This window comes from Wenjunlia tyrosinilytica (assembly GCF_014646055.1).
Classification (GTDB): Bacteria; Actinomycetota; Actinomycetes; order Streptomycetales; family Streptomycetaceae; genus Wenjunlia; species Wenjunlia tyrosinilytica.
In genome coordinates, this window is record NZ_BMMS01000026.1 from 102,356 (window position 1) to 121,421 (window position 19,066).

At 72.2% G+C, this 19,066-nt stretch carries 17 protein-coding genes; 13 read left to right on the top strand and 4 right to left on the bottom strand.

The annotated features are described in order from the left end of the window. Positions 1-53 precede the first annotated feature (53 nt). From IEY86_RS26470 to IEY86_RS26485, 4 genes are read left to right on the top strand one after another with little or no spacing between them, the layout of a single operon-like run. Positions 54-1,943: a methylmalonyl-CoA mutase subunit beta gene (locus IEY86_RS26470; protein WP_189134372.1), complete on the top strand. Its 1,890-nt coding sequence runs from the start codon at positions 54-56 to the stop codon at positions 1,941-1,943. Beyond that, positions 1,943-4,174, top strand: a complete 2,232-nt coding sequence (gene scpA, locus IEY86_RS26475) for a methylmalonyl-CoA mutase (RefSeq protein ID WP_189134373.1) — start codon at positions 1,943-1,945, stop codon at positions 4,172-4,174. Before IEY86_RS26470 ends, scpA begins: the two co-directional genes overlap by 1 nt. Positions 4,175-4,178: 4 nt before the next feature. Further along, positions 4,179-5,216 (top strand): methylmalonyl Co-A mutase-associated GTPase MeaB, encoded by a 1,038-nt coding sequence (gene meaB / locus IEY86_RS26480; RefSeq protein ID WP_189134374.1) that lies wholly within the window; start codon positions 4,179-4,181, stop codon positions 5,214-5,216. Between the two features lie 13 nt (positions 5,217-5,229). After that, positions 5,230-6,189, top strand: coding sequence for an RluA family pseudouridine synthase (locus IEY86_RS26485; protein ID WP_189134375.1), 960 nt, complete (start codon positions 5,230-5,232; stop codon positions 6,187-6,189). On the opposite strand, the gene IEY86_RS26490 is transcribed toward IEY86_RS26485, so the two are convergent. Genes IEY86_RS26490 through IEY86_RS26500 form a run of 3 tightly spaced genes read right to left on the bottom strand, consistent with a single transcriptional unit; the run spans position 6,184 to position 8,959 of the window. Beyond that, positions 6,184-7,182, bottom strand: a complete 999-nt coding sequence (locus tag IEY86_RS26490; RefSeq protein ID WP_189134376.1) for a hypothetical protein — start codon at positions 7,180-7,182, stop codon at positions 6,184-6,186. The two genes, IEY86_RS26485 and IEY86_RS26490, sit on opposite strands and share 6 nt — an antisense overlap. Then, the gene (locus tag IEY86_RS26495) at positions 7,179-7,802 is read right to left on the bottom strand and encodes a hypothetical protein (protein WP_189134377.1); all 624 of its coding nucleotides are present in this window, start codon (positions 7,800-7,802) and stop codon (positions 7,179-7,181) included. The genes IEY86_RS26490 and IEY86_RS26495 overlap by 4 nt, the downstream gene beginning before the upstream one ends. Before the next feature lie 2 nt (positions 7,803-7,804). Further along, positions 7,805-8,959, bottom strand: a complete 1,155-nt coding sequence (locus IEY86_RS26500; RefSeq protein ID WP_229698773.1) for a peptidoglycan DD-metalloendopeptidase family protein — start codon at positions 8,957-8,959, stop codon at positions 7,805-7,807. 205 nt (positions 8,960-9,164) lie between these two features. Between IEY86_RS26500 and IEY86_RS26505 the strand changes: the two genes are divergently transcribed. From IEY86_RS26505 to IEY86_RS26545, 9 genes are all read left to right on the top strand, one after another. Further along, on the top strand, positions 9,165-9,818 hold the full coding sequence (locus IEY86_RS26505; protein WP_189134378.1) for a DUF6668 family protein: 654 nt from the start codon (positions 9,165-9,167) through the stop codon (positions 9,816-9,818). Next, positions 9,818-10,099, top strand: coding sequence for a hypothetical protein (locus tag IEY86_RS26510; RefSeq protein WP_189134379.1), 282 nt, complete (start codon positions 9,818-9,820; stop codon positions 10,097-10,099). The genes IEY86_RS26505 and IEY86_RS26510 overlap by 1 nt, the downstream gene beginning before the upstream one ends. 40 nt (positions 10,100-10,139) lie before the next feature. Further along, positions 10,140-10,406, top strand: a complete 267-nt coding sequence (locus tag IEY86_RS26515) for a hypothetical protein (protein ID WP_229698774.1) — start codon at positions 10,140-10,142, stop codon at positions 10,404-10,406. A gap of 31 nt (positions 10,407-10,437) precedes the next feature. Continuing rightward, on the top strand, positions 10,438-11,235 hold the full coding sequence (locus IEY86_RS26520; RefSeq protein WP_189134381.1) for a DUF8175 domain-containg protein: 798 nt from the start codon (positions 10,438-10,440) through the stop codon (positions 11,233-11,235). A 1-nt stretch (position 11,236) separates the two neighbouring features. Further along, entirely contained in the window at positions 11,237-12,418 is a 1,182-nt protein-coding gene (locus IEY86_RS26525) for a TrbL/VirB6 family protein (protein WP_189134382.1), read from the top strand. 407 nt (positions 12,419-12,825) lie between these two features. Further along, complete coding sequence (locus IEY86_RS26530; protein WP_189134383.1) at positions 12,826-14,316, top strand: SCO6880 family protein; 1,491 nt, start codon at positions 12,826-12,828, stop codon at positions 14,314-14,316. 167 nt (positions 14,317-14,483) lie between these two features. After that, positions 14,484-16,214: a putative type IV secretion/conjugal transfer ATPase gene (locus IEY86_RS26535; protein WP_373287097.1), complete on the top strand. Its 1,731-nt coding sequence runs from the start codon at positions 14,484-14,486 to the stop codon at positions 16,212-16,214. Then, on the top strand, positions 16,211-17,977 hold the full coding sequence (locus IEY86_RS26540; protein ID WP_189134384.1) for a type IV secretory system conjugative DNA transfer family protein: 1,767 nt from the start codon (positions 16,211-16,213) through the stop codon (positions 17,975-17,977). Before IEY86_RS26535 ends, IEY86_RS26540 begins: the two co-directional genes overlap by 4 nt. Further along, the gene (locus IEY86_RS26545) at positions 17,974-18,150 is read left to right on the top strand and encodes a hypothetical protein (protein ID WP_189134385.1); all 177 of its coding nucleotides are present in this window, start codon (positions 17,974-17,976) and stop codon (positions 18,148-18,150) included. Before IEY86_RS26540 ends, IEY86_RS26545 begins: the two co-directional genes overlap by 4 nt. A 264-nt stretch (positions 18,151-18,414) precedes the next feature. Here IEY86_RS26545 and IEY86_RS26550 read toward each other — a convergent pair whose 3' ends face one another. Beyond that, positions 18,415-19,020 (bottom strand): sigma-70 family RNA polymerase sigma factor, encoded by a 606-nt coding sequence (locus IEY86_RS26550; protein ID WP_189134386.1) that lies wholly within the window; start codon positions 19,018-19,020, stop codon positions 18,415-18,417. Positions 19,021-19,066 lie beyond the last annotated feature (46 nt).

Here is a 19,066-nt window from a genome sequence, read left to right on the forward strand (position 1 = left end):
TCACAGCCGTGCGCCCTGCTGCCGACCACACCGGTCCCCCTAGCCTTTGCTCCATGACGGTCCTGCCTGATGACGGGCTCTCCCTGGCCGACGACTTCCCCGACGCGACCCGCGAGCAGTGGCAGCGTCTGGTCGAAGGCGTACTCCGCAAGGCGGGTACCGCCGACGCCGAGGGCGACGCCGCCGAGGAGTGGCTCTCCACCGAGCTCGAGGACGGGCTCACCGCCCGTCCGCTGTACACAGCGCGCGACGGCGCCGAGGCCCCGGGCTTCCCCGGCTTCGCGCCGTATCTGCGCGGCGGCCGGCCCGAGGGCGGAGCGGTCCGCGGGTGGGACGTGCGCCAGCGCCATGCCGAGCCCGATCCCCGACGGCTGAACGAGGCCGTGCTCGCGGACCTGGAGAACGGCGTCACGTCGCTGTGGCTCCCTGCCGGCGGCGCCGGGCTGCCCGTCTCCGGACTCGCCCAGGCCCTGAACGGGGTCTACCTCGACCTGGCTCCGGTCGTGCTCGACGCCGGAGCCGACACCGCGGCCGCCGCACACGAGCTGCTGCGGCTCCTCGACGAGCGCGAGGTGCCCCCGCGCGCGGCCCTCGGCAACCTCGGCGCCGACCCCCTGGGTCTGCTCGCCCGGACCGGCGAGGACGCCGCCACCGAGGAGCTGACGGCGGCCGCGGCCGAGCTGGCCGCGCTGTGCGAGCGCACCCGCCCCGGACTGCGGGCGCTCACGGTGGACGCCCTGCCCTACCACGAGGCCGGAGGCTCGACCGCCCAGGAACTCGGCTGCTCGCTGGCCACCGGGGTCGCCCATCTACGCGCTCTGACCGCGGCCGGACTGTCCGTCGACGCGGCCTGCGCCCAACTGGAGTTCCGCTACGCGGCCACCGCCGACCAGTTCCTGACCATCGCCAAACTGCGCGCCGCCCGGCGGCTGTGGGCCCGTGTCACCGAGGTGTGCGGGGCCTCCTCCCCGGCGGCGGCGCAGCGCCAGCACGCCGTCACCTCCCCGGTGATGATGACCCGCCGCGACCCGTGGGTGAACATGCTGCGCACCACCGTGGCCTGCCTGGGCGCAGGAGTGGGCGGCGCCGACTCCGTCACCGTGCTGCCCTTCGACAGCGCGCTCGGGATGCCCGACGCCTTCGCCCGGCGGATCGCGCGCAACACCTCCTCCATCCTGCTGGAGGAGTCCCACCTGGCGCGGGTCATCGATCCCGCCGGCGGCTCCTGGTACGTGGAGCGGCTGACGGCCGAGCTGGCGGAGGCGGCCTGGACCTGGTTCCAGGAGATCGAGCGGGCCGGGGGACAGCGGTCGGCGCTGCGCTCGGGTCTGGTGGCCGAGCGGCTGTCGGCCACCTGGGAGCGCCGCCGCGCCGAGCTGGCGCGCCGCCGCGAGCCCATCACCGGAGTCAGCGAGTTCCCTGATCTGGCCGAGCGGCCGGTGGAGCGGGACACCGCTCCCGTGGAGCCGGTCGGCGGGCTGCCGAGGGTCCGGCGCGACGAGGCGTTCGAAGCGCTGCGGGCCCGTTCCGACGCCCATCTGGCGGCCACGGGGGCGCGCCCCCGGGTGTTCCTGGCCGCGCTCGGTCCCGCCTCGGCGCACACGGCCCGGGTGACCTTCGCGGCCAACCTGTTCCAGGCGGGCGGCGTGGAGCCCGTGCACGACCCGGTGACGGTGGACGCGGAGTCGGCCGCCGAGGCGTTCGCCCGCAGCGGCGCCGGCGCGGCGTGCCTGTGCTCGAGCGACAAGGTCTACTCCGAGCAGGCCCAGGCGGTCGCCAAGGCCCTCGGATCGGCGGGCGCGCGGCGGGTGTTCCTCGCCGGACGTCCGCAGGAGCAGCAGCGGGAAGCGTATTCAGGGGCCGGGGTGGACGGGTTCGTCTTCGCGGGCTGCGACGCGGTCGCGGTCCTGTCCTCGCTCCTCGACGACATGGGAGTGGCGTGATGCGGGGCAGCGACGAGCAGAAGGGGCTGATCCCGAGCTTCGCCGGTGTGGGCCTGGGGCCGGCGGACGGGGAGGGGGCCACCGCCGACGAGTGGCGCTCCTCACTGAAGCAGGCCACCGGCAAGGACGAGGCCGACCTGCTCTGGGAGACGCCGGAGGGCATCGGCGTCAAGCCGCTCTACACGGCCGAGGACCTGGACGGCCTGGACTTCCTCTCGACGTACCCGGGCATCGCCCCGTATCTGCGGGGCCCCTACCCCACGATGTACGTCAACCAGCCCTGGACGATCCGGCAGTACGCGGGCTTCTCCACGGCCGAGGAGTCCAACGCCTTCTACCGCCGCAACCTCGCCGCGGGCCAGAAGGGCCTGTCGGTCGCCTTCGACCTGCCGACCCACCGCGGCTACGACAGCGACCACCCGCGGGTGACCGGTGACGTCGGCATGGCGGGCGTGGCCATCGACTCCATCTACGACATGCGGCAGCTCTTCGACGGCATCCCGCTGGACCGCATGAGTGTCTCGATGACGATGAACGGCGCCGTGCTGCCCGTTCTCGCGCTCTACATCGTGGCCGCCGAGGAGCAGGGGGTGCCGCCGGAGAAGCTGGCGGGGACCATCCAGAACGACATCCTCAAGGAGTTCATGGTCCGCAACACCTACATCTATCCGCCGCAGCCGTCGATGCGGATCATCTCCGACATCTTCGCGTACACCTCGCAGAAGATGCCGCGCTACAACTCCATCTCCATCTCCGGCTACCACATCCAGGAGGCCGGGGCCACGGCCGACCTGGAACTGGCCTACACCCTCGCCGACGGTGTGGAGTACCTGAGGGCAGGACTGGGCGCCGGGCTGGACGTCGACGCGTTCGCGCCCCGGCTGTCGTTCTTCTGGGCCATCGGCATGAACTTCTTCATGGAGATCGCCAAGCTGCGCGCCGCCCGCCTGCTGTGGGCCAAGCTGGTCAGGAGGTTCGAGCCGAAGAACGCCAAGTCGCTGTCGCTGCGCACCCATTGCCAGACGTCCGGCTGGTCGCTGACGGCGCAGGACGTGTTCAACAACGTGGCGCGCACCTGTGTCGAGGCGATGGCCGCCACCCAGGGCCACACCCAGTCGCTGCACACCAACGCCCTCGACGAGGCGCTGGCCCTGCCCACCGACTTCTCGGCCCGTATCGCGCGCAACACCCAGCTCCTGCTCCAGCAGGAGTCGGGGACCTGCCGGGTGATCGACCCCTGGGGCGGCAGCGCCTACGTCGAGAAGCTCACCTACGACCTCGCGCGCCGCGCCTGGCAGCACATCGAGGAGGTCGAGGCGGCGGGCGGCATGGCCAAGGCCATCGACGCGGGTATTCCGAAGCTCCGGGTGGAGGAGGCCGCCGCCCGTACGCAGGCGCGCATCGACTCGGGCCGCCAGCCGGTGATCGGGGTCAACAAGTACCGCGTCGGCGGGGACGAGCAGATCGACGTCCTCAAGGTCGACAACTCCTCCGTGCGCGCCCAGCAGATCGACAAGCTGCGGCGCCTGCGGGAGGAGCGGGACGAGGCGGCGTGCCAGGACGCGCTGCGGGCGCTCACCGCGGCCGCCCGCGACGGAGCCTCCAGCGGCGGCGGCATGGAGGGCAATCTGCTGGCCCTGGCCGTCGACGCGGCCCGCGCGTACGCGACCGTGGGCGAGATCTCCGACGCCCTGGAGAAGGTGTACGGACGCCACTCAGGCCAGATCCGTACTATTTCGGGGGTGTACCGAGAAGAGGCCGGACCCTCGTCCGGAGTGGAACGCACCCGGGCGCTGGTGGAGGAGTTCGAGCGCGCGGAGGGCCGCCGTCCCCGCATCCTGGTCGCCAAGATGGGGCAGGACGGGCACGACCGCGGCCAGAAGGTGATCGCCACGGCCTTCGCCGACCTCGGTTTCGACGTCGACGTCGGCCCGCTGTTCCAGACGCCGGCCGAGGTGGCCCGCCAGGCGGTGGAGGCGGACGTCCACATCATCGGGGTGTCCTCGCTCGCCGCGGGGCATCTGACGCTGGTGCCCGCGCTGCGCGAGCAGCTGGCCGAGCAGGGCCGCGAGGACATCACCGTCGTGGTCGGCGGTGTCATCCCGCCGCAGGACGTCGAGACCCTGTACCAGATGGGCGCGGCCGCGGTCTTCCCGCCCGGCACGGTCATCCCGGACGCGGCCCGCGACCTGCTGAAGACCCTCGCCGGGGCCCTCGGCCACGAGCTGTGATCGCATGCCGCGGACGATCGACATCGACGCGTACGCCAAGGGGGTCCTCGACGGCTCCCGAGCCCATGTCGCCCGGGCCATCACCCTGGTGGAGTCCACCCGCCCCGACCACCGGGAGCTCGCCCAGCGGCTGCTGATCGAGCTGCTGCCGCACACCGGGGCCGCCCGGAGGGTGGGCATCAGCGGCGTCCCCGGCGTGGGCAAGTCGACGTTCATCGACTCCCTGGGCACCATGCTCACCGGGCTCGGGCACCGGGTCGCCGTCCTGGCCGTGGACCCCTCCTCCACCCGCACGGGCGGGAGCATCCTCGGTGACAAGACGAGGATGGAACGCCTGGCGGTGGACCCCGCCGCGTTCGTCCGCCCCTCTCCCAGCGCGGGCACGCTCGGGGGAGTGGCCAGGGCGACCCGCGAGACCATGGTCGTGATGGAGGCCGCGGGCCACGACGTCGTGCTCGTGGAAACCGTCGGGGTGGGGCAGTCCGAGACGGCCGTCGCGAACATGGTGGACTCGTTCCTCCTGCTCACGCTCGCCCGCACCGGGGACCAGCTCCAGGGCATCAAGAAGGGCGTGCTGGAACTGGCCGACGTGGTCGCGGTCAACAAGGCCGACGGGCCCCATGAACGCGATGCCGCCGCGGCGGCGCGGGAACTGGCCGGCGCCCTGCGGCTCATGCAGCCACCGGAGACGGTGTGGACCCCTCCGGTCCTGACGTGCAGCGCCCGGGAGAACACCGGGCTGGACACCGTCTGGGAGCGCCTGGAGCGGCACCGCGGGATCCTGGACGCGACCGGCCGCCTCGCGGCCAAGCGCCGGGACCAGCAGGTCGACTGGACCTGGTCGATGGTCCGCGACCAGCTCCTCACCCGGTTGCGGGAGCACCCCGAGGTCCGGCGGCTCACCCCTGCCCTGGAAGAGCAGGTCAGGGACGGCACCATGACCGCCACTCTGGCCGCCGACCGTATTCTGACCGCCTTCCGCTCCGCGGCCGAGCCCCTCGACTCGTGGACGGGGAGGGCTGAGGGGGCGGCCCGGCCGTAGGGTGGGCAGCGAGATGAGACGCAAGGCCGCGGTTCCCCCCTCCCCCCTGCCGCAACGGCGCGGGATCGATCCCGTGCGGCTGCGGATGCCGTCGCCCGGGTCCTGGGCGACGGTCCGTGACTACCTGGTGGAGCGGCTGCCCGCGCTGGGGGCCTCGGGCATCGACGACATGCTGCGTGAGCGGCGCGTCTTCGGGGCGGACGGGCCGCTGGAGCCCGATGCCCCGTTCGTTCCGGGTGCGTTCCTGTGGTTCGACCGCGAGCTGCCCGAGGAAGCGCCGGTGCCGTTCGCGCTGGAGATCATCCATCGCGACGATGTCCTCCTCGTGGTGGACAAGCCGCACTTCCTGCCCACCACTCCCCGCGGCCGCCATGTGACCGAGACCGCGCTGGCGCGGCTGCGCAGGGAGCTGGACCTGCCCTCGCTCAGCCCCGCGCACCGGCTGGACCGGCTGACCGCCGGAGTGGTCATGTTCGTCGTCCGGCCCGAGCACCGGGGCGCCTACCAGGGACTCTTCCAGCACCGGCTGGTGCGCAAGGAGTACGAGGCCGTCGCCCCCGTGCGGGCGGATCTCGCCCTGCCGCTCGCGGTGCGCAGCCGTATCGTCAAGGAACGCGGTGTCATCGCCGCGTACGAGGTCCCCGGGCCGCCCAACAGCGAGACACGGATCGAACTGGCCGAGAGCCGCGGTGGGCTGGGCCGCTACCGGCTGGTGCCGCTCACCGGCCGCACCCACCAACTGCGGGTCCACATGAACAGCTCGGGCATCCCCATCCTCGGCGACCCGGTCTACCCGGTGGTCACCGACCCGGCCCCCGACGACTTCGGCAGCCCCCTCCAACTCCTCGCCAGGCTTGTGGAGTTCACCGATCCGGTCACCGGGCGGGCCAGGCGGTTCACCAGCGGCCGCACCCTTGAAGCGTGGACCTCCTACGACAGCTGGGCGCGGGGGCCGGGCGGCCCGCCGTCATGAGGGGACATGGGCAAGGCCGGCGTGGGAGGTGTCCGAGGCACCGGGGCCGGTGACCTGGGCGAGGAGGTCGTCCAGATGGCGCCGGGCCGGCTCCGGACCGGGGCCTGCCCCTGTGGCGGGACCGAGCGCCGCCTCGGTACGGGTCCACACCTCGACCAGGTGCCGACCGGTCTCCACGGCGGCGACCGGATCCTCCATCAGCCACCATGACGACGCCGCCCGGACGAGGTCCTGGTGCACGCGCGGGTCGCCCTGCTGGAGGCGGATCCTGGCCAGATGGAGGCAGGTCGCGGCGGCGAACTGGTGGTCGCCCCTCAAGTGCGAGACGTAGGAGCGCAGTTCGAGGAGGTTGAGGACGTACTCGTGCTCGGCTCCATGGGCCTGGCTCGTCCGGGCGACGAGGTGGGAGACGAGCGAGGCGGCGAAGTCCAGGCGTCCGTTGGCGACGGCCTCGTTGACGCGGGCGACCGGCTGGAGGAGCTCGTCGGGAATGGACGCCGTCCGGCGGGGCGGGCGACCGTTCGCCGGGTCCGCGGAGACCGGCTCCGCATGGCTGGGTCCGATGGGCGCCGCAGGCGGTTCGGGTGCGGGCGCCGGTGCGGGCCCCGGTGCCGGTGGCGGGCTCGAGGTGTCGGGCGGCGGGTTGACGGCGTGGCGCGGCGCGGGCCGCACTGCCGGCAGGGGGATGTGCTCCAGGAGCCGACTGGAGCCGTCCGGGGCGACCTCGATACGCGTGGTGGATCCCTCTCTTCCGTCGTGCACCGCGGCCTCGACCGGAGCATTCCTCTCGATCGCACGGCGGTGCAGTGTGTTCAATACCGCGTCCTCCAGTGATTCCCCTTCGTCCGGGCGCAGCGGAGTTCCGTCAAGGGTGCTCCTGCCGTCGGCGGTGATGAGAACCTGTGCGTCGCTGCGCTGTTCGGGACCGATCGACGACTCGTCGGTCGGCTGGGAATCGCTGCGGCGTTCTCGTTTTCTGCGCATGGTGTTCACCGGGATTCCTTCGTGGGTGGCTGGGCGGCGAAGATGGAATCGACTCGGGAAATGCGCCACGGGCCCTTGGCGCCGGAGCGGTCCAGGCGTACCTGGGCCGTCAGCCGCGGCCCGTCGCCCTTCCACCCGTCGCGGCCCGTCACGATTCCCTTGACGGAGATTTCGCGGTAAGCGGTCGTGGGCGTGTCGGGTGCCTCGAGTTCGTCGCCCAAGCGGGCCCTCGCCGTTGTCCAGGCCCGGTGCCGGGCCCAGGTGTTCCACTCGAGCCCGGGCCCGGAGGCGGAACGGTACCGCCGCTCCCTCGCCGCCAGGGCCCTCGTCAGGTAGCGGGTCGCGCGCAGGACGGCGTCATGGGGACCGGCGTCGTACGCGGTGTCGTGGCCGAAGGCCACCCGGGCCCAGGCCAGGGCCACACGCGAGGGGTCGGAGGTGTCCACGCGCGGCGGTGGGGCCACGGGGGAGTCCGGGCCCAGCGGTGTGCCCTTCGGCGCCGGGACCTTGGCGGACACGGCGGGGCTCTTGTACGGGGCGGGCCTGGACGGGGCGCCCACGGAGCCGCATCCGGCAACGAGGGCGCAGGCGGCCACGGCCGCCGCGGTGATGGTCATCGGCTTGCGCATGGTCACTCCACTCCCAGCCAGGGGGCCGGATCCACGTACTGGCCGTCGGCGCGCACCTCGAAGTGCAGATGGGGGCCGGTGGACAGGCCGGTCGTGCCCACGGCGCCCACGACCGTTCCGGCGCTCACGCGCTCGCCCTGGCGTACCTTCAGCGCGGACATGTGGTTGTAGGTGGTCTCGATGTGCCGGCCGTCGATCGTTCCGTGGTCGATCACCACACGGTTGCCGTAGGCGTCGTTCCACCCGGCGGAGACGACCGTGCCCTCCCGGGCGGCCAGGACCGAGGAGCCCTCGACGGCCCCGAAGTCGGTCCCGGTGTGCAGCTTGAGCTTCCCGGTGACAGGGTGCACACGGTTGCCGAAGGGAGAGGTCACCTGGGGATGGCCGGGCAGCGGGATGGCCATCTTCTTCCCCTTGGGCACCTCACCGTGCCCTTGGTCCACGGCCTCGTACTTGGCGATCAGCGAATGGATGCGGGCCACGTACCCGGTGGTCTCCGGGTAGGACGGCATACCCCCGGCCTCGAGGATGGCGCCGGGTCCCGCGTTGTACGCCGCCAGCGTCAGATCCAGGGGCCGACCGGTGGCCTTGCCCGAGGCCAGATAGCCGCCGACCTGGTCGGCGAGCGCGCAGTCGTAGCGCGCCTGCGCCATGATCGCGTCGCCCGGATCGAAGGGCGAGGCCCGGCCGTTGCCGTCGTCGTCCCGGCCCCAGGTCTGCCACGTACCGGGCATGAACTGCGAGATGCCCTGGGCCCCGACCGGCGAGACCGCCTTGGGATTCCATCCCGACTCCTGCTCGATCTGGGCGGCGATGACGGCCGGGCCCACCAGCGCGCAGGTCGAACCCGCCTTGAGCACCCAGGGGACATGCTGCGTCGGCACCTCGGTGGTGTTCAGCGGCGCCCCGCCCCCGTTCAGGGAGAAGTTGGCGCTCTTGTTGACGCCGCCCCCACCGCCCCCGGAGCCGCCGAAGAGACCACCGAAAATCCCTCCGAGAACGCTGCCCAGGATGCCGCCCCCGAAAATGCTGCCGAAAACGGCTCCGGCGGCCACCAGGGCGCACAGGATCAGCGCCAGGGGCGCCAGGAATATCGCGAGCGCGCATCCCCCTCCCGCCCACAGTGCCATGTTCGCCTTTCCCTCGTCCGCGCTCATGCGCGCACCCCACCCCTCTTCGTGAAGTCTTGTCGGAGGCCATTCCTGAAGGGCCCTGAGAAATCGGGTCCGGACGGTTGAACCCTTTCCGGCGCGATTGCCGTAGTGACTCTCCGACGGACCAACCGACTCGGCCACACACACGGGCCGGATCGGCCGAAGAGTTCAATCCGCCGCTGTGTCAGCAGGGTGAGAAGGAGGGCAGATGCGCCTGAACGTGCAGTCGACGCCGCATGTCGGCGCGGAGATCTGGGTGCGTGGCCCCGTGGCGCCGCGTCCCCCGGTACCGGACACGGTGCGGCCGGGTCGGCCGACCCCGCAGGTCACCTCGCTGTCCGCGGCAACGGCGGCCGAGTCGGCGCCCGTCGCGCCGGACGAACGGGTGGAGCCGGTCGCGCCGGTCGCATCGGTCGCACCGAAGTCCGATGGCATCGCCGTGAGTTGGGTCACTGCCCACGGGGGCGCCGGGGCGAGCACACTCGCCGCGGCGCTCGGCGGGGCGGACCTGGGAGGCCGTTGGCCCGATGTGGCCCGCGGGGAGCCCGCCCGAGTGGTGCTGGTCGCCCGCACCCATGCCGCCGGCATGGAGGCGGCGTCCCGCCTGCTCGGGGACCTGCGCACCGGCAGGACGCCCGCGGGTCTCGACCTGCTGGCACTGGCCCTGGTCGCGGACGCCCCGGGACGGCTGCCCCGGCAACTGGCCCGCCGCATCAAGGTGCTGCGCTCCGCGGCGCGCGTCCACACCGTCCCCTGGATTCCCTCCTGGCGGCTGGGCGGGAGCGTCGGCAGCCTGCCCCGCGAAGTCGCCGCCCTGGCCGCGCTGGTGGGAACCGGCACCGACGACCCCGAAGGGGCCTGATGTCCTCCGCACCGTTCACCCAAGTCCCGCTGGCCGCCGCCGGAGACGGCGCCTTCGACCCCGGCGCCGACGCCAACACCCTGCTCGACCTGCTGGCGTGGCTCGCCACGGCAGCGGGGGTGGCCGGAGTGCTCACCGTGGGCACGCTCATGACCCTCGCGCTGCGCAGGGGCGAAGGAGCCGAAAACCTCAAACAGTTCGGTTTCGTCCTGGGCGCCTGCGTCCTCGCGGCCACGGCCGGCCCCCTCGTCACCGCGCTGGGCACTTTGAAGATCGCCTGACCGACCGCCCCTTGATCAACCACACCTCATGGAGATCCCGATGAAGCTCACGTCCTACCTGGCCGCGCCCAACCCGAAGCCCGCCGCGCCGCCGGAGCTCAGCAGCAAGGTCGACATCGTCCTCAACTTCGCCGCCTGGGTCGGCACGGCCGCCGGAGTGGCCGGTGTGCTGGTCACCGGCGCCATGATGGCGGTCTCGCTGCGCCGGGGCGAGAGCTCCGAGCACGCCAGCCGCCTGGGCGTGGTGCTGTGCGGCTGCGTCCTCGTGGCCACCGCCGGACCCCTGGTCAACTTCGTCTTCAACTGACCGCCGACGCCTCAAGGAAGGGGTAGCAGCAGTGTCCAGGCGCAGCAAAGAGACCGGCGAGTGGCACAAGCCGTTCTGGCGACAGCGTGGCTGGATGGTCTCGGCCGTGTTCCTCGCCGTGGTCGCCGCCTTCGCCGCCGTGTCGCTCGTCGTCGGCGGGGGCGGGAAGGCCGAGGCGGGGAGCAAGGACGCGGCCGCCGGGGACCGGGGTGCGAAGCGCGCCAACGGCGCCGCCCGAACTCCCTCGGCCGCTCCGGCCGGAACCGACGCGGGGCGCGACGAGCCCAGACCGGCCGGGTGCAGCACCGACGACAGCGACAAGGCCGTGCCGCAGGGCCCTCCGAAGGACCTGCGGTGGAAGAAGATCGGCACCTCGAGCGTGCCCACGTCGAAGGCCGCGGGCCCCCTCACCGTCGAGGGTCCCCTGTGGTCGTGCTTCGCCCGCACCCCCATGGGGGCGGTGCTGGCCGCGCATGTCATCCCCGCCCACATGAGCGGCGACGACTGGAAGGAAGTGACGGAGCATCAGGTACTCGCGGGCCCGTCCCGTGACGCCTTCGTCGCGCACCGCTCCGATGTGACTGCGAGCACCGCGCCGCCGCAGCAGGGCCCGGCGACCTATGCGGGGTTCTCGGTGCTGTCCTGGTCACCGGACCGCGCGACCGTTCAACTGCTGGTCAGGGGCCCGCAGGGCGGGTACGGGGCGACCTCGGTGTCGCTGCGCTGGAGCGGCGGCGACTGGAAGGTCGCGCCCGCGGCCGACGGTTCGCTGCACTCGCCCTTCGCCCCCGCCTCGGGCACCAACGGCTTTGTGACATGGGGGGTCTGACATGGCTGACACGGGTGACGTCCTCGGAGACGGCGGCGGCAGTTCCCTGTTCGACGGCATCGGCGGCATCTTCGACTTCCTGTCGGACCCCGTCGGGTTCATCATCACCGGCATCGCCAAGGCCATCCTCGCGGCGGCGATCGATGTGATGGGCGAGCTGACCAAGCTCGTTCCCACGGACGCCACCGGCGAGGCGACCCGGGCCATCAGCGGTCAGACCGAATGGGTGGTGGTGTACACCGCGGTGGCCTCACTGCTCGTGGCCGCGATCCGGGTGGCCCTGGACCGGCGCGGGCAGCCCGCCCGGCAGGCACTGATGGGCATCCTGCGGGTGGTGCTGGTGGCCGGTGGCACCACCACGGTGGTGGGAGCGGCGAGCAGGCTCTCCGACAACTTCGCCGACCATCTGTTCCACGCGGGTGCCACGGCGCAGCTGAAAAGCATCTCCAGCGGCGGGGGGGCCGGTAAGGGCTTCCTGCTGCTCGTCCTGGCGCTCCTTCTGCTGCTGTCGGCGATCATCCAGGTCATCGTGATGTACATCCGCCTGGGTGTGCTGGTGATCCTCATCGGCACCCTGCCGATGGCGGCCGCGGCGTCGATGACCGGCTGGGGCGGCGGCTGGTGGAAGCGCCACATCGGCTGGATGACCGCGTGGCTGCTGTACAAACCGGCCGCCGCCCTGATCATCTACTCCGGTTCGGTGATGACGGCGTCCGGTGGAAAGCTGGGCCAGAACATCGCCGGAATCGGTGTGCTGTTCCTGGCGGTCTTCGCCCTCCCCGCCCTGCTGAGGCTGGTGGTCCCGGCCACGGCGGCGCTCGGCGAGGCGTCGGGCGGCCAGATCATGCTGAACGGGGCCAGTTCGGCGGCATCGTCCCTCTCCGGGACGGGAGGCCAGGGCGGCAACAGCGGTGGCTCCGGCTCACAGCCCACCGGAAGTGTTTCCGCGATGCCTTCCGGATCCCCGTCCAACGGCGCGGCGGGCCTCGGCGGCGGCGGAGGCAAGGGATCGGGTGGAGGCGCGGCCTCCGGTGCCGCGAAGAGCGGAGGCACCACGGCCGCCGCAGCGGCGGCGGGCCCGGCGGCGGTCGCCGCGATGGCGGTCAAGACCTTCGCCCACATGGCCAACGCGGCCACCTCGACGGTGTCGGACAACGACGGCAGCAGAGGCCACAACGAGTAGCCGGCCGCTCGGCGACGGTCGCCCACCGCGGATCGCGGGGCGCGAGGCGTCGGCGACCGCCGGCCACGGACGGACTCCCGATCCGGATGCGATGGGGCGACCCGCGGATGGCTGCCGCTCACCGGTAGGTGACCGATGAGCCCCGACCGGCGGTCATGAACCGCCGGTCGGGGGCCACCACGGACCACCGTCCAACGGTCGTCGGCACCCGACGGCGTTGACGGACTCCCCGGCAGCGGACGACTCCCGCCGCAGGCCGCCGACAGCGATCGCGGACGCCCGGTCGGCAGTCGCCAACCGCTGATCGGGGGCCGTCGGGCAGAGGACTCACCCGTCGCCCGTAGCAGGCCGACGATCACAACCGACTGATCAACAACCAACACTCACCCAGAGAAGGGAACATCGCCGTGTCCATCGACGTCGTGGCGCGCCCCACGTACGGGAATTGGCGCAGGCCCAGGCGGGCCGGGCTGGGGGCCCTGGGGCTCACCGGCACCCTTGTGGCCTTCGGCGGGCTCGTTGTGGTGCTCATGCTGTCGCTCATCTCCCTGCTCACCGCGCTCATCGCGCTCATCCCCCTGGCGCTGTTCCTCGTTCCACTCGCCCTGCGCAGCCAGGACGGGCGCAATGTGTACCAGCTCGTCGCCGTGCGCATCGGGTGGTTCCGGCGCAAGGCCAAGGGCTCGCACACCTATGTCTCCGGCCCCCTCTCCCGACGTCGCGAGGGGCGGTTCCGGCCGCCGGGGCTGCTGACCCGCGTGACCATGCACGAGGGAAAGGACGCCTACGACCGGCCGTTCGGGGTGCTGCACCACCAGGGCAGCAACCTCTACACCATCGTGCTGGGCTGCGAGCCCGACGGCGGTTCACTGGTCGACCCCGATCAGGTGGACGTGTGGGTCGCCGCCTGGGGGGCGTGGCTGGCCCGGCTGTCGCAGGAGCCCGGTCTGCGTGGCGCCACCGTCGTGGTGGAGACCGCTCCCGACGCGGGCACGCGACTGGCGAACGAGGTGCTGCCGAGGATCGTCCCCGACGCCCCCGCCGCCGCCCGCGCGGTGATGGAGGAGGTCGTCGAGAGCTACCCGGCCGCGTCCTCCGAGATGAAGACCTATATCGCGCTGACCTACAGCATCGTGGGTGCCAAACGGGATCCCGAGGCGGTCATCACCGATCTGGCGATCCGCATCCCCGGCCTGCTCTCCGGCCTGGAGTCCGCGGGAGGCGGCGCGGCCCAGCCCCTGGCGGCCGAGCACATCGCCGAGATCGTTCGTGTCGCCTACGACCCGGCGGTGGCCTCCGACGTGCTCACCGTCCGCGCGGAGCACGGTGGCACCGGGCTGGAGTGGGAGGACGCCGGACCCGCGGCCTGCGTGGAGACGGTCCGCTCCTACCAGCACGACTCCGGGGTCTCCCGCACCTGGCTGCTGACCCATGCCCCCCGCGGCACCGTCCGCTCCAATGTCCTGCACTCCCTGCTGGAGCCCGCCCAGGGCACCCTGCGCAAGCGGGTCGCCCTGCTCTACCGGCCCCTCGACCCCGCCACCTCCGCACGCATCGTCGAATCGGACCGCCGCGCCGCCCACTTCATGGCCTCCTCGGGCCGAGGGCTGGTCCAGGCGCGGGCCGTCTCCGAGATGCGCGCGGCGGAGCAGACCGCGGCGGAGGAGGCGGCCGGCGCCGGTCTCGTGGAGTTCTCACTGGTGCTGACCGTCACGGTGGACCGCGAGGACGAACTCGCCGACACCAACGCGGCCGTCCGCAACCTTCAGGCCTCCTCACGGCTGTCCATGCGTCCCGCGGACCGGATGCAGGCGGCGGCGTTCAGCCTGTCCCTGCCGACCGGGATCCTGCCGTGGGAGTACACGCTGATCCCGCGCGAGCTGCGGGAGGCGCTGTGAGCAACGACGACTACTCCCGCAGGATTCGCGAGGACCGGGAACGGCACGACCGGGACCGCTACGAGCGGGACCGCGCCGAGAGAGTGCGAACCGAGAGGGTCCGAACGGAGAGGGTCCGAACGGAGAGGGAACGAACGGACAGGGACCGCACCGACTGGGACACCACGATGAGGATCCGGACGGACCAGCTCAAGGCGGAACTGGACCGCGGCGACAGGGACCGCGCCGACCGGGACCGCGCCGCCAGGGACCGCCTGGACCGGGCCGCGGTCGACACCGGCCGGAGGGAGTGGTCCCCGCCACCCGTGAGCTCGGGCCGACAGGATCCGGGCAAGGCCGCCTCGGACAAGGAGGCCTCCGAGGGCAAATCCAAGTCCAGGAGGTCGAAGTCCAAGAAGTCGGATTCCAAGTCCGGTCCCCAGGCGCCCGTTCGCGGCTGGCCCGGCCCAGGCGGTGGGCAGATCGGCCACCTCGATCCGCCCACCATGTGGCGCGCCACCACCGTGCAGGCCTGCGGGCTGTGGCCGTTCGTCGCGGGCTCCGGCGCTCCCATGACGGGCGTTCCGCTGGGCCAGCACCTGTTCACCGGTGCCACGGTCTGCGGTGACCCCATCTCCTGGTTCACCAGGGCCCGCTACATCTCCAACCCGTCGCTGTTCATGCTCGGCATGCCCGGCCTGGGCAAGTCGACGCTGGTCAACCGGATGCTGATCGGGCTTGCGGCCACAGGAGTTGTCCCGCTGGTGCTCGGTGACCTCAAGCCGGACTACGCCGACACCGTCCGCGCCCTGGGCGGCCAGGTGATCTCCATCGGCCGCGGCATGGGCGGCATCAATGTCCTCGACCCCGGCGCCATGGGCTCGGCCGCGGCCCGTATCGGCGGTGAGGCCGGCCGGGTGCTGGCGGCCGAGGCCCATGGGCGGGTGCTCAACATGGTCGCCGCGCTGGTCACCATCGTGCGTACCCGGCCCATGGACGATCACGAGCAGTCCGTGCTCTCCGCCGCCCTGCACCATCTGCGCGAGCGCAGCGAGCCCGGTCGGCCTCCGCTGCTGCCGGATCTGCTGAAGGTGCTCGCCGAGGGCCCGGACCGGGTACGGGCGGTGACCCTCGACCGCGGGGAGGACACCCGCTACCGTATGGCCGTCGACCCGCTGCACCGGTCGCTGCTCGGCATCCTCGACGGGCCGCTGGGCGACACATTCTCCTCCGCGACCTCCGTCCGGATCGATCCGGCCGCACCCGCGGTGTGCGTGGACATCTCCAGGATCGGCGAGTCCGACACCCAGCTGACGGCGGCGGCGATGCTCGCCGCCTGGTCCGACGGACTGGGCACGGTGGCCGCCGCCCATGCCCTGTCCGATGCCCGGCTGGCGCCCCAGCGCTGGTTCTTCACCGTGCTCGACGAACTGTGGCGGCCGCTGCGCGCGGCCTCCGGCATCGTCGACCGCATCGACGCCCTGACCCGGCTCAACCGCTCCCTCGGAATGGGCGACGCCAAGATCACCCACACCCTGAAGGACGCCGAGGCGCTGGGTACCGACGCCGACCGGGCCAAGGCCCGCGGCTTCGTCGAGCGCGCGGGCATGGTCGTCTGCGCCGGGCTGCCCCGCGCCGAGATGGAGGAGCTCGGCAAGGTGGTGGGCCTGTCCCGCCGGGAGATCGAACTGGTCAGCTCCTGGTCGTCCCCGGCCGGCTGGGGAGGCAGGGAGCGCGACGAGCCGCCGGGCCGGGGCCGGTTCCTGGTCAAGGTCGGCGGCCGTCCGGGCATCCCCATCAGGGTCGCCATCACGGACACCGAACGCGGGCTCCACAACACCAACACCCGCTGGAGCGAGGCCGGGTCGGCCCCCGCCGGCGGCGGTCCCCTCAGCCCGCCCGCCATGGAGGCGTCATGACTGCCGCAGGCCGCAGATCCCCAACCAGCGCGGAGGATCTCCTCCCCTGGAGCATCGTGGTCGTGGCGGCGCTGTCGCTGCTCGGCTTCTCCACCATCTGGCTCGGCGGAAGCCTCGGCGCGGCGATGGCCGGCGCCGGATGGAACCCCCCGCCGTTCTCCCTGTCCTCCGTAGTGACCCTGATCAACAAGGGACCGGGTGCCCTGTGGCCGAATGCCCCCGAGGGCGCAGTGATCGGGGGAATCACGGGTCTGCTCTGCGTGCTGTTCGTCCTGATCGCCCTGGTGCTGTTCATGTTCGACGGCACCTTGATCTCCGGGCGATCCTCCAAGGGGCTCGCCGGGCGGAAGGAACTGGCCTCGCTCACCCCCAAGGAGGCGGCCAACCGGGCCCGTCAACTGCGCCCGTCCCTCAAGGGCGTCGAGCCGCTGCACCCCGACGACACCGGCAACCTGCTCGGCGACCTCGAGCCGAACGGCCCGGAACTGCGCTCCTCCTACGAGGATGTGGAGCTGGACCTGATGGCACCGCGCGCGGGCAAGTCGACCGGCATCGCCGTCCCCAGGGTGCTGCGGGCCCGCGGCGCCGTGCTGCTGACCTCCAACAAGTCCGATGTCTACAGCGTCACCCGGGCCGAGCGCGCCAAGGCGGGGCGGGTGTGGACATTCGACCCGCAGGGCATCGCCCACACCCCACAGGAGATGTGGTGGGACATGCTCGCGGAGGCCTCCACCATCGAGGGGGCGCGACGGCTGGCCGGCCACTTCGTCGGGGCGATCAACGACGACGCCTCCAAACGGGACTTCTGGATCTCCGCGGCCCAGAACACCCTCACGGCGATGTTCCACGCCGCCAACCGGGGCAAGGCCTCGGTGACCGATGTCCTGGCCTGGCTGGCCGATCCTGCCGACCGCACCCCGGTCGACCTGCTGCGCGACGCCGACATGGGCGCCCTGGCCGACCAGTTGCAGGGCACCATCCGCGGCGCCGTCGAGACCCGGGACGGCATCTACGAGACCACGCGGCAGTGTGTCGCCTGCCTGCTCGACCCGAAGATCGCCGCCTGGGTCATGGCGGACCCGGACCTGGCGCAATTCCGGCCCGACGAGCATGTGCTCGCCGCCGACACGCTGTATCTGCTGTCCAAGGACGGCGGTGGCTCGGCCGCCGGAGTGATCGCCGGGATCGCCGACGCCACCATGCGGGCGGGGGTGGTGGCCGCGGAGCGCATGGGCGGTCGGCTCGACCCGCCGATGACCGCGGTGCTGGACGAAGCCGCCAACGTCTGCCGGATCTCCGATCTGCCCGACCTCTACAGCCACTTCGGCTCGCGCGGCATCAATGTCGTCACCCTGCTGCAGAGCTACCGCCAGGGCAGCCGGGTGTGGGGCGAGGCCGGTATGGACGCGCTGTGGAGCGCGGCGACGATCAAACTCCTGGGCGCGGGCCTGGACGACGCCGACTTCGTGGAGAAGGTCTCCCGGCTGGTCGGTGAGCACGACGTGAGCACCCTCAGCTACTCCAGGAGCAAGGACGGCTCGTCCCGTTCGACTTCCTACCGCCTGGAGCGGGTGCTGCCCCCCGACCGCATCCGCGCGCTTCCCAAGGGCACCGCCCTTCTGCTGGCCACCGGCGTCCGACCCGCGCTGATCCGGCTGCGCCCCTGGTACAAGGAGCCGAACGCCTCGCGGATCCAGGGGGCGGCGGCCGACGAGGTGCGGGCCATCACGGCACGCGCGGCACAGGAATGGACCGGAGCATGACCGAGACCGCCATGGACACCGAATCGGACACGGAATCCGACACCGAATTGGACACCGCCATGGACACCGACACATACACCGCGACCGGGGCCCCGAGCGGGCCGCCCGCCGAGGGGAAGGGCCTGTCCGCACCGTTCATCCTCTGCCTCGACGGCGAGGAGTACGACCGATGATGTCGGCGCTTCGCGACCGCTGCGGCCCGTTCGCCGGATGCACGCCGGGCCGTCACCGCCCCCAAGCAGGACCCGCGCGTGGAAGGGACCTGGCCTTCGCCAGGCACAGCGAGCAGGGGCACACACAGCGGGGGCACAGCACAAAGGGGCACAGCATAAAAGGGGCGCAGCAAGCAGGGGCGCGGCTCATGGCCGCGCCCCTGCACGCCGCGTGCGCGGAGCCGTCGAGTCCCGGCTCCGGCGTGGCCGAGGCCGCGCCGGGGGTCACCCGGCGGCCCGCCCCGCCCTCTGCGCGCCCTGCGACCGCCTTCGCTGCTCGCACGAGCCGGCGGTGTCGACTCCGCGCTCTTCCATCGCGAGCCTCAGTGCTCGTAACGCGTAGTGGATCCGAGACTTGACCGTGCCGACGGGGATGCCGAGCACGGCGGCCGCCGCCTGCGCCGACCTTCCCGCGAAGTATGTCTCGCGCAGGACCTCCTGGTGCGCGGGCGAGAGCGCCTCCAGCGCGTGGGCGACGACGATGGAGGAGAGCATCTGGTCGATGTCGTCCACCTCGGCGGGTATGTGCTCGTGCCAGGCGCTGCCGTCGACCTCCTGGGGACGCGCCGCCCGCAGGCGGTGTGTGTCGATCACCAGGTTGCGGGCCACCTTGAACAGCCAGGGGCGCAATGAGCGCTCGTCGTCCAGGTCGCTCTTGCGCCAGCAGCGCAGCAGCGTCTCCTGCACGATGTCCTCGGCCTTGTGCCGGTCCCCTCCGATGAGCCGCAGGACATAGGCGTGCAGGACATCGGCGTGCTGGTCGTAGAGCGTCCGCAGTGCCCGTTCCCGGGAATTGTCAGCACCGGTGGATCCGATGACCCTCCAGCCCATGATGTTCTCCTTGTCTCGTCCGGGTGTCGTCCGGCCCTGCGGACGG

Bases quoted from the DNA above. Each gene is read 5' to 3' on its own strand.
- IEY86_RS26525 (WP_189134382.1), top strand. From the start codon at position 11,237: ATGGCTGACACGGGTGACGTCCTCGGAGACGGCGGCGGCAGTTCCCTG.
- IEY86_RS26510 (WP_189134379.1), top strand. From the start codon at position 9,818: ATGTCCTCCGCACCGTTCACCCAAGTCCCGCTGGCCGCCGCCGGAGAC.
- IEY86_RS26550 (WP_189134386.1), bottom strand. From the start codon at position 19,020: ATGGGCTGGAGGGTCATCGGATCCACCGGTGCTGACAATTCCCGGGAA.
- IEY86_RS26545 (WP_189134385.1), top strand. From the start codon at position 17,974: ATGACCGAGACCGCCATGGACACCGAATCGGACACGGAATCCGACACC.
- IEY86_RS26470 (WP_189134372.1), top strand. From the start codon at position 54: ATGACGGTCCTGCCTGATGACGGGCTCTCCCTGGCCGACGACTTCCCC.
- scpA (WP_189134373.1), top strand. From the start codon at position 1,943: ATGCGGGGCAGCGACGAGCAGAAGGGGCTGATCCCGAGCTTCGCCGGT.
- meaB (WP_189134374.1), top strand. From the start codon at position 4,179: ATGCCGCGGACGATCGACATCGACGCGTACGCCAAGGGGGTCCTCGAC.
- IEY86_RS26540 (WP_189134384.1), top strand. From the start codon at position 16,211: ATGACTGCCGCAGGCCGCAGATCCCCAACCAGCGCGGAGGATCTCCTC.
- IEY86_RS26500 (WP_229698773.1), bottom strand. From the start codon at position 8,959: ATGAGCGCGGACGAGGGAAAGGCGAACATGGCACTGTGGGCGGGAGGG.
- IEY86_RS26515 (WP_229698774.1), top strand. From the start codon at position 10,140: ATGAAGCTCACGTCCTACCTGGCCGCGCCCAACCCGAAGCCCGCCGCG.
- IEY86_RS26495 (WP_189134377.1), bottom strand. From the start codon at position 7,802: ATGCGCAAGCCGATGACCATCACCGCGGCGGCCGTGGCCGCCTGCGCC.
- IEY86_RS26505 (WP_189134378.1), top strand. From the start codon at position 9,165: ATGCGCCTGAACGTGCAGTCGACGCCGCATGTCGGCGCGGAGATCTGG.
- IEY86_RS26485 (WP_189134375.1), top strand. From the start codon at position 5,230: ATGAGACGCAAGGCCGCGGTTCCCCCCTCCCCCCTGCCGCAACGGCGC.
- IEY86_RS26535 (WP_373287097.1), top strand. From the start codon at position 14,484: ATGAGGATCCGGACGGACCAGCTCAAGGCGGAACTGGACCGCGGCGAC.